Origin of the sequence: Shewanella sp. Sh95 (genome assembly GCF_001308045.1) — a bacterium.
In the GTDB taxonomy this organism is placed as follows: Bacteria; Pseudomonadota; Gammaproteobacteria; order Enterobacterales; family Shewanellaceae; genus Shewanella; species Shewanella xiamenensis.
In genome coordinates this window covers 21725-36562 of record NZ_LGYY01000033.1, presented here as the reverse complement: position 1 = coordinate 36562, position 14838 = coordinate 21725, and the positions used below count along the sequence as shown (strand labels likewise).

Genomic DNA, 14838 nt, shown 5'->3' with positions numbered 1-14838 from the left:
AAGTCGAAGCAGGTGTTATCGCAATTTGTGTGAGCGTTAATGCTGTGAGTCATCATGCGGCAATACCCTCATCGGTGCCGATCAGCTGGATAAAGGCATCTTCGAGTGAGGCCTTACCCGTTTGTGCGCAGAGTTGCTCTGGGCTGCCGATGGCCACCACTCGGCCTTGCGCCATCACGATCACTTGGTCGCACAAGGCCGCGACTTCTTGCATCACATGGCTGGAAAACAGCACGCAATGCCCTTGGTTTTTAAGGTCGATAAGAATATCGCGCAGCAAACGGGTACTCATTACATCCAGCCCACGGGTCGGTTCGTCGAGGATAATATTGCTGGGGCTGTGGACTATGGCTTGGGCGAGGGCGGTTTTCATTCGTTGCCCTTGGGAGAAGCCTTTACAGCGGCGATCGCTAATATCTTCGAGGCGTAGTTTGGCGATAACCTTGCTGGTGGCCTCTTTGGCGTCGCTGGCGGATAAACCGCTGAGTTCGGCGAAGTAACGGATATATTCCCGCGGCGTGAGGCGCTCATACAGGCCAAATGGATCGGGGAATAAGCCGAGTTGCTGCTTAGCACCAATCGGGTCGATGGCAACGTCGATACCTTCAATTTCAGCCGTGCCAGTATCGGGTTTCAGCAGGCCAAAAATGGTGCGTAAACAGGTGGTTTTACCCGCGCCATTGGGGCCGAGTAGGCCGGTGATCTGGCCATTTTCGGCAACAAAACTCAAATCGTTTAGGGCCTGCACTTCGCCGATGCGCTTAGAAAGATGGGATACTTTGATCATGACTTACTCCTTGGCTCCAGTGCTGGGCTTATCTTTGGCAGAGTGGGTTGCATCTTCGGTCGCGAGTGGCTCAACCGAGCTGGCATTTAAATAGAAACTACGGCGCACATCCTTTTTCAAACATTCACCATCGAGATCTTTAACCGAACCAGTACGCACTAACTCGGCGATTAAGTTATTGGCACAGGACTGATAGGCCACGCCATGGGTGGCGTATGGTGCGACCAAGTGTTTGGCGTTAGTGAGTTTTTCCATGGCGAGTTCCGCCCAACTTGGTGGTGTGGCAGGGTCTATTTCGCCCGACAGTAACAGTGTGGGGATAGCACTCTTAATAGGCTCGCTAAAGCTGGCATCGACGGGTGGCACTTTCCACACAGAGCATGATGCTTCCAGGCTTTCGAGCATGGTTTTACCTACATAGGAGGTTTTTGCCTGTTCACGCATCGCTGGGGTGATGCGATGGATGTCTTCACCGCAAACTACGGAGGCGTGCATGCCCATTGCCATGCCTGCACCATCGGTAGTTAAGGCATACAATCCGAGTAGCGGTTGATAGTTACCTTTGGCGGCTTGATGAATCGCATGGGGCACTAAGGCGCGCACATTGGTTTGATACAGTGCCATTCTGATCGCGCCATAAAACTTCGCGCGGGTGAGCGTGAGTAAGGTCTTTTCACCCGTGACCGGGTCGTGTACTTGCTCCATCACTGGCCCTTGGCTGAGTTTGGTTACCACTTGGTCAAACTCGGCCCTGAGCTCTGGAAACTCGGCATGGCAGGCCGCAGTTTCTTGGCAATCTTTAAACAGTAAGTCAAAGCCGCGCTCAATTGCCGAGCCGATTTCTAATACGCTTTGCTGCATCGGCACTACGCCGTCTAAGGTGACTGTGGCTAGATGCTCGGGATACAAACGCATATAGAGCTGCGCCATGCGTGTGCCGTAAGAAATGCCGTATAAGTGCAGCTTTTTGTAGCCTAAATGGGCGCGCACGGCTTCGAAGTCTGCCACTGCATTGAGACTGCCGTATTGGGTTACATCGCTACCCGTTAATTGATCTCGGCATTTTTGCGCCTCGGCTAAGCTATCAATATTGTCATCGTTGAGGGCGAGTAAGGATTGTTCACCTGCATCGCAATTCAATAGATTTGAGCGACCTGTACCGCGTTGATCAATCAGCAAAATATCCCGCTGCTGTCGCACTTTATTCAGCATGCTATCAAAGCTTGCCGCATTATCTATGGCCGATTGACCTGGGCCGCCTGCTATCGCCAGCAGTGCTTCTTCATGATTGACGTTTTTCACCGCAGGCAAGACCACATAATGCACTTGGATCTGTTTGCCATCGGGCTTGTTGGGATTCTCAGGCACAGTCACAAAGCCGCAGTTTAAACGGTCCGAAACACCGTCCACATAACAGGTATTTGTGGGGGTTGTTGAAGGAGCTGATTTTTCACTTGCCCAAACCGTTGCGCTAGCCATAGCGAGCATAAGCGTACTCAACCCTATGATTTTGCGAGTTGAAATATGTTTATGCCAGCCTGTGTTTGAACGCTTAATCGCAACGCAAGCGCCGGCATTATGGGACTTCCTGTGGATCATGCTATCTATCATGAGCGCTTTCCTTTTTGCATTTCAGGATGAGTGTGATACTTTAAATACAGTGTATCGGTGTATCAATGTATTAATACAGTGTGTAAAGCCTAATGTTAGAACTTTTAAATGTCAACCCCAGCAGTGGTGAGCCAATTTACAAGCAATTACACGAGCAAATCGTGCGCTTGATTGTGGGCGGCCAACTGCAAGAGGAAGACGTATTACCCTCAGTGCGCCAGATTGCGGAATACCTTGCGGTGAACCCGATGACAGTATCTCGCGCGATTCAGCAATTGGTGGATCAGGGCTGGTTAGAACGCCGCCGTGGGCAGGCGACTCGGGTTGCTGCCCGTACCGAGGCGATGGAGTCGGGCGTGAGTCTGCTTGAGCCGCAATTAGATGGCTTATTGGCACAAGCCAAGCAGCTGGGCGTGAGCCTGCCCGAGTTGCTGCAATTGATTAACGAGCGCTGGCAAGCCTAGTCGGCCCAAGCGAAAACGAGAATAAAAAGGACGCAATTCGATGGATCAAGAGTTTCCCCCAATACTTGAGTTTTCTAAGGTAAACAAAGTTTTTCGTGGAAAAAATGGCGTTGAAAAACAGGCGTTAAAGGATCTGTCCTTGTGCTTGTCTGCCGGGATGGTGGTTGGCTTATTGGGACAAAATGGTGCGGGTAAATCGACCTTAATGCGCTGCGCTTTGGGGATTCTTTCGCCCGATTCGGGTGACATCCGCACCTTAGGTGAGACGCCGGAACAACTTTCGTCAGCCGCAAAGGAGCGCCTTGGTTATGTGCCACAACAACCCTTTGGTTATGAAGGTTTTACCGTTGAGCGCGCCCTTGATTTACACCGCAGCTTTTATCCCCATTGGGACATGCAGTTAGAGCAAGATTGGCTTGCCCGCTTTGAGTTAGATGTCAGCCAACAGGTACAACGTCTGTCCGTCGGCCAGCGCCAATCCTTGGCGCTGATCATGGCAATGGCCTATCGTCCCGAGTTGCTGATCCTCGACGAACCCGTGGCCAGTCTCGACCCGATAGTCAGACGCAAGTTTATGGTCGATTTGTTCGACTTGGCCCTCGAATCCGGCTCGGCGGTGCTGTTTTCATCCCATATCACCTCAGATTTAGAGCGGGTCGCGAGTCATGTGGCACTGATTAAACAGGGCGAATTAGTGCTGTTTAAGGAAATCGATGCCCTGCGGGAAGAGGTGCGTCTACTCAAACTGGCGGCGGGTACGGAGTTGCCTGAGCAGGTGCGTATCCTCAGCCGCGATGGCGATTCTGTACTGGTGGATCGTGGTGCCGTTGATCTCAATCTTACCGGCGTGCAGCGAAGTGAAGCGCTTAATTTGGAGCAACTCTTTGTGGAGTTACACAAATGAGTTCAGCTAAACCGCTTGTGCAACCTACTGATAAGCCTGTAACACAGCATTCAATCAATCCCTTTAACGGCATGCTGCGCCTGTGGTTATTTGACGTGGGCAGTGTGAGTTTTTTGGGTACCGGATTATTTGGCTTAGCCCTGAGCGTTTTGGCGGGATGGGCCGGGCAGAAGGAGAGTTTTGATATTTTTGTCGGCATGGGGATTGTCTCTACCTCGGCAGCGGTCGCATGGCAGTTGATTCGCTTGATGGCGAGCGAGTGCTCAATCTTAATCCCCCGTTATCGGCAGAATATTTTTATCCAGTGCGAGGTGATGCTCATTGGCGTGTTTAGCCTTGCGGTGCTTTTATGCGTATTGTTTGATTTTACCTCTAGCCTGTCGTTACTGGTGTTTGCCCAAGGGATAAGCTTAGGTTTTATCTTGCTGTGTTTACGGCAAACCCAATGGTTTTACTCCTCATTTTTACTGTTTATTTTAGTGCCGTTTTCTAGCGCTTTGGCTGAGCAAGTACCATTGTGGCTGAGCATCATAGTGCTGTTTGTGTTGGTAGTGCTGATTTGGCGCCGCTGCCTAGTGTTACCTTGGCGGGTAGAGGCGCGAAGTGTGTATCTTAACGGCTTGGAAATGGGCTGGTTTTGGCTGCCTAGCCTGCAATCCATACGGATCTTGACTCGGTTAGAGCGTTATCTGCATCCGGTTAACTTCTTTATCGGTCCTATGCTGACCGTGTTGCTGCTGTTGCTGCCCGTGCTGACATTGGTGCTGGGGGTATTATCCCATCAGTTTAATTGGGATTTTCCGGTGTTACTGCTACTGGCGCAGTTTTGTGTGATCAGCTGTTCGCTGGTGCATTGGAGTCGGGTGCAACGAGCGCGTGCAACAGAGTTACTGTTATTGATGCCGGGTTTTGATGGCAGAACCGGTTTGGTTAATGCTTTTGCCCGAGGGCAGCAACGATTGCTGTATCTCATCAGTGTCGGCATGTTGCTCTGTAGTGTGTTTATTACTTGGCTCAATGGCGGGATAAGTGCGCCATTGCTGGCGCATTTAGTGATGAGCACCTATTGGGCTTGTGCCTTGGTGTTAGGGCTAGGTTGCCTGTGCCGCCGAGTGTTACAGGTTAGCTTGACTATGCTGGTGGTGCTGGGGCATTCACTATGGGTGTCTATCAGTTTGGCGGCATTGCAGCATGATGGTCATCTATATTATTGGTTAATAGGCGATCTTTTACTGGTTGTGTTGGGGCAAATTGCCCTGTTTGGCGGCCGTAAAAAGTTATGGCGGGGCGATATCGTTGGGCTGTAATCGGCCTTAAATGACGTGATTTGGGCGACATTTGCACAAGATTAGAGCAAAAACTCTTAGTTTTTAGCTTGCCTTCAGGTAGAATGCTGCAAAAGCGGAACACTTGTAAGCTAAAAGGTGAGTCACTCATGTCGCTCGAACAATATCACGTAATTCGACTATTACAGCAGCAAAGCCAGTCGTTAAAGGAGGCTATTGCGCTGGAAGGTTTTGAAATGGCAGCCCCTTGGCATCAAGTCAGTTGGCAGGCATTTGATGAGATCAGCCATAAAATTGCACAAGTGTTGATTCAACTCGGCGTACAAGTGCAAGACCGCTGTGTGATCCTGTCACAAAACTGCCCACAATGGACCTGTGCCGATATCGGCATTCTGAAAAGCCGTGCCATTGCCGTGCCTATTTACCCAACCAGTACCTTAGAGCAAGCCAGCTTTATCATTAATGATGCGGCGGCTAAGGTGATTTTTGTCGACGACGCTAAGCAATATGCGCTGGCCTGCGAGCTACAAAAACAGTGTCCGACTCTAGAGCATGTGATTGTGTTCGATGCCGCAGTTCAGTTGGCTCAGGATAAACCTCAGCATAGACATTTAGATAACGTGCTAGCGCAGGCATACGACCAAAGTGCCGAGCTGGGGCAACGCTTAAAAGACGCGAATCTTGATGATCTGTTAACCCTGATTTATACCTCCGGCACCACGGGTGATCCTAAGGGCGTCATGCTGGATTACCGCAATATGGCTTCGACTGTGCGTCAGCACGATCAGATTTTGCCTTTTAATGCTGGCGATGTGTCTTTAGCTTTCCTACCGCTAAGCCATGTGTTTGAGCGTAGCTGGAGTTTCTACGTTTTATGCCGTGGTGGCCATAATGTGTATCTGCAAAATACCCAAAGAGTAAAAGAGGCGATAAGTGCTGTGCGTCCGCATACCTTGTGTGTGGTGCCGCGTTTCCTCGAGAAGGTTTACAGCGCAGTACAGGATAAGGTCGCGAAATCCGCAGAGGGTCGTAAAAAATTATTTGCTTGGGCGATGAGGGTTGGCGAGCGTCAGTTTGAAGTGAGCCAAGGCCGCGCTAAGGGCGGTTTGTGGTTATCCTTGCAATGGCGTTTGGCGAATAAATTGGTTTACAGCAAGTTGCAGGCAGTGCTCGGTGGACGCTTAAAGTTTATGCCCTGTGGCGGTGCTGCACTTGATTTAAATGTGGCGTCTTTTTTCCATGCTATTGGTATTCCTGTGCTTTGTGGCTATGGCATGACCGAAACAAACGCTACTGTGACCTGTAACACTTTGGATAACCGTGTCGCGGGGTCAAACGGTAAAGTCTTGCCCGAAATCGAAATTAAACTGGGTAAAGACGATGAAATCTTAGTCCGTGGCGACACTGTGATGCGTGGTTATTACAATCGCCCTGAAGATACTGCCGCCGCCTTTGAAGACGGCTGGTTAAAGACTGGCGATGCGGGACGACTCGATGCCCACGGCAATTTGTTTATTACCGATCGTATTAAAGAATTGATGAAGACCTCTAACGGTAAATATATTGCACCGCAAAGGGTTGAGGGTGCTGTTGGGTGTTGTCCTTTTATCGAACAAGTGGCGGTGATTGCCGATGCGCGTAACTATGTGACGGCGCTGATTGTGCCAGCCTTTGAATCCCTCGAAGCATGGGCAAAGGAAAAAGGCTTAAAGTATGAGTCGCCTATTGAGCTGCTGCGCCATAGCCATGTGGTTGAGCATTTCGAGCAGCGCCTCAAACAGCTCCAGCAGGAGTTGGCTAGTTTTGAGCAAATCAAAAAGTTTACCCTGCTGCCGGAAGCTTTTTCGATGGAGGCAGGATTAATCACGCCGACGCTTAAGTTGCGTCGCAAAATGATTTATCACAAGTACGCCCATGAAATTAATGCTATGTATAATAATTGATTGTTAAATATTTGATCTTAAAAGGCCGCTTAGCGGCCTTTTTTGTCTCAACTACTTCCTGACGCATAGTTCTTAGCTTAAAATTCGCCCCGTTTACTGGTGCGCACGAGGCGCAAGGTGTCGGTGTAAAGGATAGTTAAATGGAACTTTCGATTCGTCGTTTATGCGCCGCTGTCGGTGCGGTGTGGTTATCTTCTTTTGTGGTCATTCCTGCTGCGGTTGCGGCGGAATATGACAAAATGGTTCACGGTCCCGTGGATCTTCCCAATGGCCAATGGCTTAATTTTTATCAAAAAGATCAACAGGTATGGGGCGAAATGCTCTATGGCGATGCGCCCGGTGTGCGTATTGACGATTACGGCCGCGCTGAAATCGTGGCGGTGTTTTACTATGACTTTGACAAGGGCGGTACTAAGGAAGTTATCGTCATGCTCAATGATGCCGATGGTCAGCATCTACGGGGTTATGGCTTTGAGGGTGAAGAGCTAACTAAATTGCCACGCTTGCAAGCCGTGCTCGATGAAGTTGTACCAAGCATTAGCACCTTTACCGTTGGCGGCGTTCGCAAGGTGTTAAGCCAGCTGCCGCCGCAGCAGTATCGTATGACCTATGAGGCGGAAGGGGTAAAAGATCCTGATATTAAAGCGATTTTGGATGGGACCTCTAAGCTCAAACCAACACTAATTGGTTATCGCAATTCTGAAGGCACAGCGGCGGATGTAAAAACCGCAGTGGAATACAAGCTGCGCTATCCTGTGACTCGCACCGATAAGGATGCCGAGGGGCGTGAACGAAAATACAGTCTAGTCGCCACGTTTGATCGCAGTGCCTACGTCGAAGAAGATGGCAGTTTTATGTTAGTCGCCATTGGTTATGAGGCCGACGATGTCGATTGGCTTAAAAATGGCAGCGAAAAAATCCCGCGAACAGGGCCTTTTTACGAATTCATGAGTATGGGCAGTACTTGGGCTGGTGTTGCCAGTGAAGCCAATTATGTTCAAGGCGAACTTGATGGTCACTTCGCTGCCTACGATGCCCGCAATGGCAGTGTGATGTATGCGGGTGACTATAAGCTGGGCAAACAAGTGGGTAAATGGATAGAAGCCGACAGCCGTGAAACCTATTGGGAGGGCGAGTACCTCGACGGTAAGAAACAGGGTAAATGGGTGTTGCAGTCCATGATGGATGACGCCGATAACTACGGCTTTATTCACTACAACAAGGGCGTGCCCGATGGCCCGAGTGAAATCTATACCCCAGATTACGATTCCGGCACCGAAGGCGCGAAGAAATTATCCGAAAAGGGCATTTATCTCAATGGCGTAAAAGACGGTGAGTGGCTTGAGTCCGATGGCAGCAAAGGCCTGTATCAAAAGGGCGTGAAGCAAGGCGCTTGGACGGAAAAGGTTACCCAAGGGGATTATCGCTTTCAAAGCGGTGAAGGCAGCTACCTCGACGGTAAACGTTCAGGCACTTGGGTCTATATTCGAACGCCGGATGCTAACGATGCATTTACCACTAGGCAATCGGTGACTTATCTCTACAAGACCGAAGTCAACTATGAGAATGGTCTACGCCAAGGTGAAGCAAAGTTATTCAATAAAGATAATTTTATGTTTGCCCTCAAACATTATGATAAGGGCAGACTCCACGGTGAGAGTCTATGGTATTCAGCCCCGAATACTGTCAGCAATGTAGCTAACTATCGTCAAGGCGAGTTAGATGGCCCACAAATGTGGCTCGAACCTAACGGCGATCTGAATGAGTTGAGTCAGTATAAGTTCAATGACGCCGTAAAACTTAAACCCTCGCAGGATGAATGCATGATGCGAAAAGAGCCTTATACAGGAGATTGTGAGGGTGTAATAAACGCAAACAATGCCGAGACTAGCTCGATTAAAGATGGTGATCAGCGAGTGTATCGCGGCGGCCGACTATCCGAATTAAGCTATTACACCAATGGGTCAGTCGATAAAGAATATCGATTCGATTCTAACGGCCGCTTAATGTCTTTGCAGACTTATAAAGCGGGTAAGGAATATGGCCCAAGCATTCGCTATTCCACCGACGGCGGCTATTCGCTCGTACAATATGGTCATCTTATCAATAACCGTCTCTCTGGCCCCCATTACACCTTTTACCCGAACGGCCAGTTAAAGAGTTTATGGAACTATTGCCAGCAAGAAGGCGAAACCTGGAACGGTGAACCTTATTTCTGGGATAACGCCATTGCACGCTGCGGTATCCAGCGGGAGTATTTTGATAATGGTGCCGTGAGTTGTATCGAGGATCTCGACAGCAATTATGCCGTGGATAAAGTCTGTTATGACCAGAATGGCAAGTTAGCCAGCGAAATGCTGCGGATTGATGAGCAACATGTGGTGCACAAGCGCTATATCAACGGAGTGATCTATCAAGAGGAACCTGGGTTTTCGGATTTTTCCCATGTGACCAAGGGACGCAAAATCTATCACCTAGAAAACCCAAAAAGCCATGGTGTGTTTAAGTCCTACGACAGCAGTGGCAAGCTCAAATACGAAAAAATTTATGATATGGGTAAAGCTGGCTGTATGAAAAAGTACGATGCTAACGGCAAGCAAACCCCAGATACCGCGAGCTGCCAGTTCTAGCATCGCGCTTCTTATTTCTGTTAGGCTTGGTAGGGATAAACGGGGCAATCGCCTTGTTTATCCCATTCACAGCATAAAAGTATAAGAACAACAAAAGGGAAGTTTGCATGTCAGCCACCGAATACAGCCTAGAAATCCAGCCAAGATTTACCGAAACCGATGGCCTAGGCCATATTAACAATACAGTGATCCCCGTGTGGTGCGAGGCGGCGCGCACGCCAATCTTCGAGATTTTTAATCCCGAGTTGGATTTACATCAATGGAATCTGATTGTGGCGGGTTTTACTGTAGCCTTTATCGCGCCGACTTATTACGGCAAGAGCGTGACGGTGAAAACCTATGTTAGCCGTATCGGTAATAGCAGTTTCGAACTGACTCAAAGCTGTTGGCAAGCTGGCAGTAAAACTGCGGAAGTGAAAACTACCTTAGTCCACTACGACTACAGTTGTGAAAAGAGTCGCCCTATTCCCGAAGATATTCGTGAAATCTTAGCTAGCCTGAACGGCGAAGCTGCATAAGTCTGATATTCGCTTTCACCGCACAATTGCAATTGTGCGGTGAAAACGTTAACGTGGCGGCCGCAAACGTGATGCGGATCACTTATCCGCGCCTTTATTCCTTCCGGCTGGATTTAGCATGAGATTTTACTTCACCCGAATGCGTTCTAAGGACATCTGTCCGCCACGACAACCCCTGAAAAAGATCGTTTGGTCATGGGTCGGGGCCTTTTGTGGCATTTACTTAGTCGCCAGTCTTGCCACTTATATGGGCGAACATCTACTTGGCACTATGTTTGTGATTGGCTCATTTGGGGCGTCGGCGGTATTAGTGTATGGCGCGCCACTGGCTGAGTTTTCTCAGCCACGTAACTTGATTGGCGGCAGTGTATTATCGGCACTGATTGGTGTGACTGTGTACCAAGTGTTTGCCGATTATATGGTGCTTGCGAGCGCGTTAGCGGTATCACTCGCCATCGCATTGATGTACCTAACTCGCACACTGCACCCACCGGGCGGTGCAACGGCATTAATTGCTGTGATAGGCGGTGAGAACGTGCATCAACTCGGGTTTCTCTATGCGTTGATGCCAGTATTCCTCGGCTCACTACTGTTATTGCTGGTGGCGCTGGTCGTGAATAATCTCTCCACCGATCCCAAGCGCCATTACCCTGTGTATTGGATTTAGCGTACCTGTCGAGAAGCCAGTTATTTCAAAAACTTCTGCACATACCAGCAGCTGGCTTCTATCTCGTAATCTTGGGCTTTGGCCCATTTTAGGCCATTGCGAACTAAACGTTCGGCAAGACCTTTGCCACGCAGCTCGTCGGGCACAAAGGTACGGTTAAAGTTGATGTGCTGGCCATTGAGTCGGTATTCCAGCACGGCTTCATGACCGTCAACGGGGATCACAAAGCGTTGTTTATCCTGTTGATGCTCAACGGTGATTTCAATTGGTGCTTTTTCTGACATACAGCCTCCCTCTGATATGGCCTAAAGTGTTATGGCAATGTAGCCATCGGCTCGGTAGCTTAAGCTTGCTCGTGTTGTTTTAGAATGGCGAGTAATTCTGCGGGAAGCTCGGCTTTTTGGCCGGTTTTAAAGTTAAACATCACAGCCACCGAAGTGCCTAGGGTCGTTACCGCCTGCTGCTGTTTACTAAACGCCTGATAATGCATGGTGAATCTATCACTTTGAATATCGCTGATACTCACACTGACCAATAAGGTATCGGGGAAGGTTACTGGACGTTTATAGCGGGCCTGATTTTCGCTAATCACTGGGCCAACCCCGGATTTATACAGGGCATTGAGCGGGAAGAGGCGGTTGAAAAAATCGATACGCGCAGTTTCAAAATAACGGAAATAGACCACGTTGTTGACGTGTTGCAGCGCATCCATTTCGCCCCAAGCCACGGGGATTTCGGTCACTATAGGGTGCTGTGCGAGAAACTTTTCCATTGGACTTAGGGTTGGACTTTCCATTGCATTACTCATAGTCAAAAGCTCTAGTTAAAACGCTCGTTTAAGGCTGCCAGACTAGCAGTATAAAGTGCGAGCGACAAGCCTTAGGCAATAGTGACAACATTAAGTGAAGCAAGGAGTTGGCGATGATAAAACAGATTGGGGATACGGTTATTCAGGCAACACATTTTGCGTCTTGCCATTGTGGCGCTGTGGTGTTGGAGTTATCGCTGCCCAATGGCATTGAAAAGCCAAGGCGTTGTGATTGCTCAATCTGTCGGCGCAAGGGCGCTATCGTCTGTTCAGTGCCGCTGGCGGGATTGAAGATTATCAAAGGCGAGGCCGTATTAAAGTGCTACGAATTTAATACCAAAACGGCCAAACATTACTTCTGCTCTGTGTGCGGCATTTATACCCATCATCAAAGGCGCTCTAATCCCAATGAATATGGCTATAACCTTGGTTGCCTCGAAGGCGTGAATCCCTATGAATTAGGCGATGTGCCCGTTTGCGATGGCGTGAATCACCCTGCGGATAGGTAGATGTGATTGCCAGAAAAACAAAAAGCGACCCTAGGGTCGCTTTTGATGTGCAGTGCCGATGTTACTCGATCACTAGCTCATCGAAACTGCTGATAGTGCGAAAATCACCCGTGCGCTGCTTGCTGTCGCGAACCATTTGGCAGGTCATCATGCCGGCTGCGTCAGCTGCTTTTAATTCTTCAATCACATCAGACACAAACAGCACTTGCTTAGGGCTTAAGCTGATGGTGTTGAGAATATTGCAGTAAGCTTGTTTATCTAATTTGTTACCTGTACGGGTATCAAAATGACCGTTAAACATCTCGGTTAAATCACCGCCATCGCTGTGGCTGAATAACAGTTTTTGGGCATCGACAGAGCCCGATGAGAAACTGTAAATACGCAGATTTTGTGCGCTAAAACGTTTAACAGCTTCGATAAAGTCAGGGAAGATATGGCCCTTAAACTCATCATGGGCATAACCTTGCTTCCAAATTAACCCCTGTAGGGTTTTGAGCGGGGTCGCTTTGCGGTCTTCACGAACCCACTGCTGTAAAATTTCAGTCACGCGCGCTAAGTCAGCATCTGGCTCTAGGGCGATATCTCGGGTGTCGCAGATACAGTTTTCCACCAAAACATTGTGTTGGTTCTGCGCTAAAAAGTCTGGCAAGGCTTTGACAGAATAGGGGAATAGCACATCTTGGATAAAGGTTAGGTCTGTCGTGGTGCCTGCTGTGTCTACGACTATGGCTCTGATACCCATAATGTTTTGATACTCCACAATATGTTGGCTAAAAAATGCAACCCTGATCCTAAGCGTTATTGGGGTAATTGGCTAGTGGATTTCACCTTTAAGCCAAGGGAGAATGTGCGCCATATCACTAACTCATTTGGCTGAAAATCAATTAAATGAGTAATTTTAGAGGCTTATCTAGTGGATATAGGTGAAATACTGGATCTAGTGTGGGGAATTATGCTGTTTATAATCCAGCAGTTTGTTGTCGACATAAGACTATGGTCTTAATAGCTAAGGGAAATTTTGGCTGTTATTGTTGCTTTACTCTCTTTCGACTGAATTTGTGCGCCTTTACGATTTAAAGATTGGATTGAGCGCGTAGCAATGATGAGGCTGTTTATGAAATATTTACCCGCATTAGGCTTAGGTATTCTGTTGGCGGTATTGAGCTTTACGAGTTTTGCACTGGTTGCCAGTGCTGGCTATATGCATGCCTTGCTCGGGAGCGTCGATAATCTTAGCCCCACTAGTCCGGTTTATCTGGGGTTAGCTGCCCATGATGCGGGCTTATTATTGCTGCTCTCTGGGCTGATGCTATTTAGCTATCAGCGGCTTTTCCCTCGATTACCATTCGATTGGTACACTGCGGTGGCGATGCAAATGCCACTGGGTTTATTGGTGCTGTGGGCGGATGGGGTTTCCTTTAATCTCACGGACTTTTACGGTGTAGCTAGAGCTTTAACTCTCTTTAGCGCCGCCTTTGGTGTGCTGATTATTTTTGGCTTACTGCAACGCCGTGGCCGCAGGCTTGCTCAGGCTTAATGGGTCATTTGTAGGCCTTAAACTGGCCTTACAGGAATAAAATTCGTAAAATCATCGGCCTAAATGGATTTGAGTCGTAAAGAGTAGGAGTCAATGAGTTCGATTGAATTTGATATTCCCGAAGAGCACCGCATTCCCTTTCTGAAGTATTACAAACAAAAAATCGCCCCCAAATGTGCACCGTTTGAAGCAAAACGTGAAGGCGTAAACCAAAGGCGGCGTAAAAATGCCAAGTTCACCACCCCAATCTACTACCTATGTATCACGGTGATTTTAGGGGCATTTGCTGGGCTGCTCGGGGTGCAGTTTATGCTGGTGCCTATGGATTATTTTGTGCCTTTGATGATTGGCGCGTTTCTGCCCGTTCCCGTGATAGCCCTAGTGGTCATTGCCTCGGGTAAGGAAAGCGATGAACTCTATAATGCTGCCTTTGAAAAACTCTATCCCATTAGCCTTAAGTATTTTGGCGATGACTTTGCGCTAACGAGGGCGCCTAAGGTCGATTTCTCTCTCTTCCTTGAGCTGGGGCTACTGCCTAAAACCGATAAGCAGTATGCGCAAAATTGCCTTAAGGGAACCTATAACAAGGTGCCGTTCCAGTTTTACGAAGTTGATGCTTACAACACTAAATCGAACGATAATGGTTCGGTTGATCGGGAAACCGTCTTCAATGGTGTACTGCTGGTGTGCAATATTCCTAAGCGATTCAACGCTACTACCTTGTTAGTCACGGATAAGGGCAGTTTAAAAAATCGAATTGAGGGGTTTAAGACAAAGCTGTCGCGGGTCAAGCTTGAGGATGTGCGGTTTGAGCGTTGCTTTGAGGTGTATAGCAGCGACCAAGTCGAGGCGCGCTACTTACTCAATCCTTTGATGATGGAGAATCTATTAGTCCTTAGTCGCGAATTAAATGCCGAAGTTGAAGCCTGTTTCTATCAAAAACAATTACTGATAAAGATCCCGACTAAACACCATTTCTTTATCAATCAACTCGATTTAGATCGCCCCATCGATTTTAAGCTCAATATCGAGTGGATGTTCACCGAGCTAGGTTATACCTTCTCGATCATCGATACCTTAAGGCTCGATAAACATTCTGGGTTATAGCGACAGTCGCCTCAATTGCAGCCACATTAAGTGGCTGCTTTATGCTACAGCTTAAAACATGACTTTT

General features: G+C 48.5%; 15 protein-coding genes. 10 read left to right on the top strand and 5 right to left on the bottom strand.

Annotated features, from left to right (window positions below; all coding sequences use genetic code 11):
* Positions 1 to 52: 52 nt before the first annotated feature.
* Entirely contained in the window at positions 53 to 787 is a 735-nt protein-coding gene (locus tag AEA42_RS02885) for an ATP-binding cassette domain-containing protein (RefSeq protein WP_037416198.1), read from the bottom strand.
* 3 nt (positions 788 to 790) lie between these two features.
* Positions 791 to 2398 carry an alpha/beta hydrolase gene (locus AEA42_RS02880; protein ID WP_055646918.1) on the bottom strand — a complete coding sequence of 536 codons (1608 nt, stop codon included), beginning with the start codon at positions 2396 to 2398 and terminating at the stop codon, positions 791 to 793.
* A gap of 92 nt (positions 2399 to 2490) precedes the next feature.
* Here AEA42_RS02880 and AEA42_RS02875 point away from each other — a divergent pair, with 92 nt between their 5' ends.
* From AEA42_RS02875 to AEA42_RS02845, 7 genes are all read left to right on the top strand, one after another.
* A complete protein-coding gene (locus AEA42_RS02875) occupies positions 2491 to 2862 on the top strand; it encodes a GntR family transcriptional regulator (RefSeq protein ID WP_037427968.1) in 372 nt (123 codons plus the stop codon).
* Between the two features lie 40 nt (positions 2863 to 2902).
* Positions 2903 to 3766 carry an ABC transporter ATP-binding protein gene (locus AEA42_RS02870; RefSeq protein WP_055646917.1) on the top strand — a complete coding sequence of 288 codons (864 nt, stop codon included), beginning with the start codon at positions 2903 to 2905 and terminating at the stop codon, positions 3764 to 3766.
* The gene (locus AEA42_RS02865; RefSeq protein WP_055646916.1) at positions 3763 to 5073 is read left to right on the top strand and encodes a hypothetical protein; all 1311 of its coding nucleotides are present in this window, start codon (positions 3763 to 3765) and stop codon (positions 5071 to 5073) included. The genes AEA42_RS02870 and AEA42_RS02865 overlap by 4 nt, the downstream gene beginning before the upstream one ends.
* Positions 5074 to 5201: 128 nt before the next feature.
* Positions 5202 to 6995 carry a long-chain fatty acid--CoA ligase gene (locus AEA42_RS02860; RefSeq protein WP_055646915.1) on the top strand — a complete coding sequence of 598 codons (1794 nt, stop codon included), beginning with the start codon at positions 5202 to 5204 and terminating at the stop codon, positions 6993 to 6995.
* A gap of 140 nt (positions 6996 to 7135) precedes the next feature.
* Positions 7136 to 9625 (top strand): hypothetical protein, encoded by a 2490-nt coding sequence (locus tag AEA42_RS02855; protein WP_055646914.1) that lies wholly within the window; start codon positions 7136 to 7138, stop codon positions 9623 to 9625.
* Positions 9626 to 9732: 107 nt separating this feature from the next.
* A complete protein-coding gene (locus AEA42_RS02850; protein WP_055646913.1) occupies positions 9733 to 10143 on the top strand; it encodes a thioesterase family protein in 411 nt (136 codons plus the stop codon).
* A 118-nt stretch (positions 10144 to 10261) separates the two neighbouring features.
* Positions 10262 to 10810 carry an HPP family protein gene (locus tag AEA42_RS02845; protein ID WP_055646912.1) on the top strand — a complete coding sequence of 183 codons (549 nt, stop codon included), beginning with the start codon at positions 10262 to 10264 and terminating at the stop codon, positions 10808 to 10810.
* A gap of 20 nt (positions 10811 to 10830) precedes the next feature.
* Here the strand turns inward: AEA42_RS02845 and AEA42_RS02840 are convergent, their stop codons facing one another.
* Complete coding sequence (locus AEA42_RS02840) at positions 10831 to 11094, bottom strand: GNAT family N-acetyltransferase (protein WP_055646911.1); 264 nt, start codon at positions 11092 to 11094, stop codon at positions 10831 to 10833.
* A 59-nt stretch (positions 11095 to 11153) separates the two neighbouring features.
* Positions 11154 to 11582, bottom strand: coding sequence for a thioesterase family protein (locus AEA42_RS02835; RefSeq protein ID WP_055646933.1), 429 nt, complete (start codon positions 11580 to 11582; stop codon positions 11154 to 11156).
* Between the two features lie 149 nt (positions 11583 to 11731).
* Between AEA42_RS02835 and AEA42_RS02830 the strand changes: the two genes are divergently transcribed.
* On the top strand, positions 11732 to 12127 hold the full coding sequence (locus AEA42_RS02830; protein WP_037416229.1) for a GFA family protein: 396 nt from the start codon (positions 11732 to 11734) through the stop codon (positions 12125 to 12127).
* 61 nt (positions 12128 to 12188) lie between these two features.
* Here the strand turns inward: AEA42_RS02830 and mtnC are convergent, their stop codons facing one another.
* A complete protein-coding gene (mtnC, locus tag AEA42_RS02825; RefSeq protein WP_037427953.1) occupies positions 12189 to 12869 on the bottom strand; it encodes an acireductone synthase in 681 nt (226 codons plus the stop codon).
* A 372-nt stretch (positions 12870 to 13241) separates the two neighbouring features.
* Here mtnC and AEA42_RS02820 point away from each other — a divergent pair, with 372 nt between their 5' ends.
* Both AEA42_RS02820 and AEA42_RS02815 read left to right on the top strand, forming a co-directional pair.
* A complete protein-coding gene (locus AEA42_RS02820) occupies positions 13242 to 13664 on the top strand; it encodes a hypothetical protein (RefSeq protein WP_037416234.1) in 423 nt (140 codons plus the stop codon).
* 93 nt (positions 13665 to 13757) lie between these two features.
* Complete coding sequence (locus AEA42_RS02815; RefSeq protein WP_055646910.1) at positions 13758 to 14771, top strand: DUF3137 domain-containing protein; 1014 nt, start codon at positions 13758 to 13760, stop codon at positions 14769 to 14771.
* The last annotated feature ends 67 nt before the right edge of the window (positions 14772 to 14838 follow it).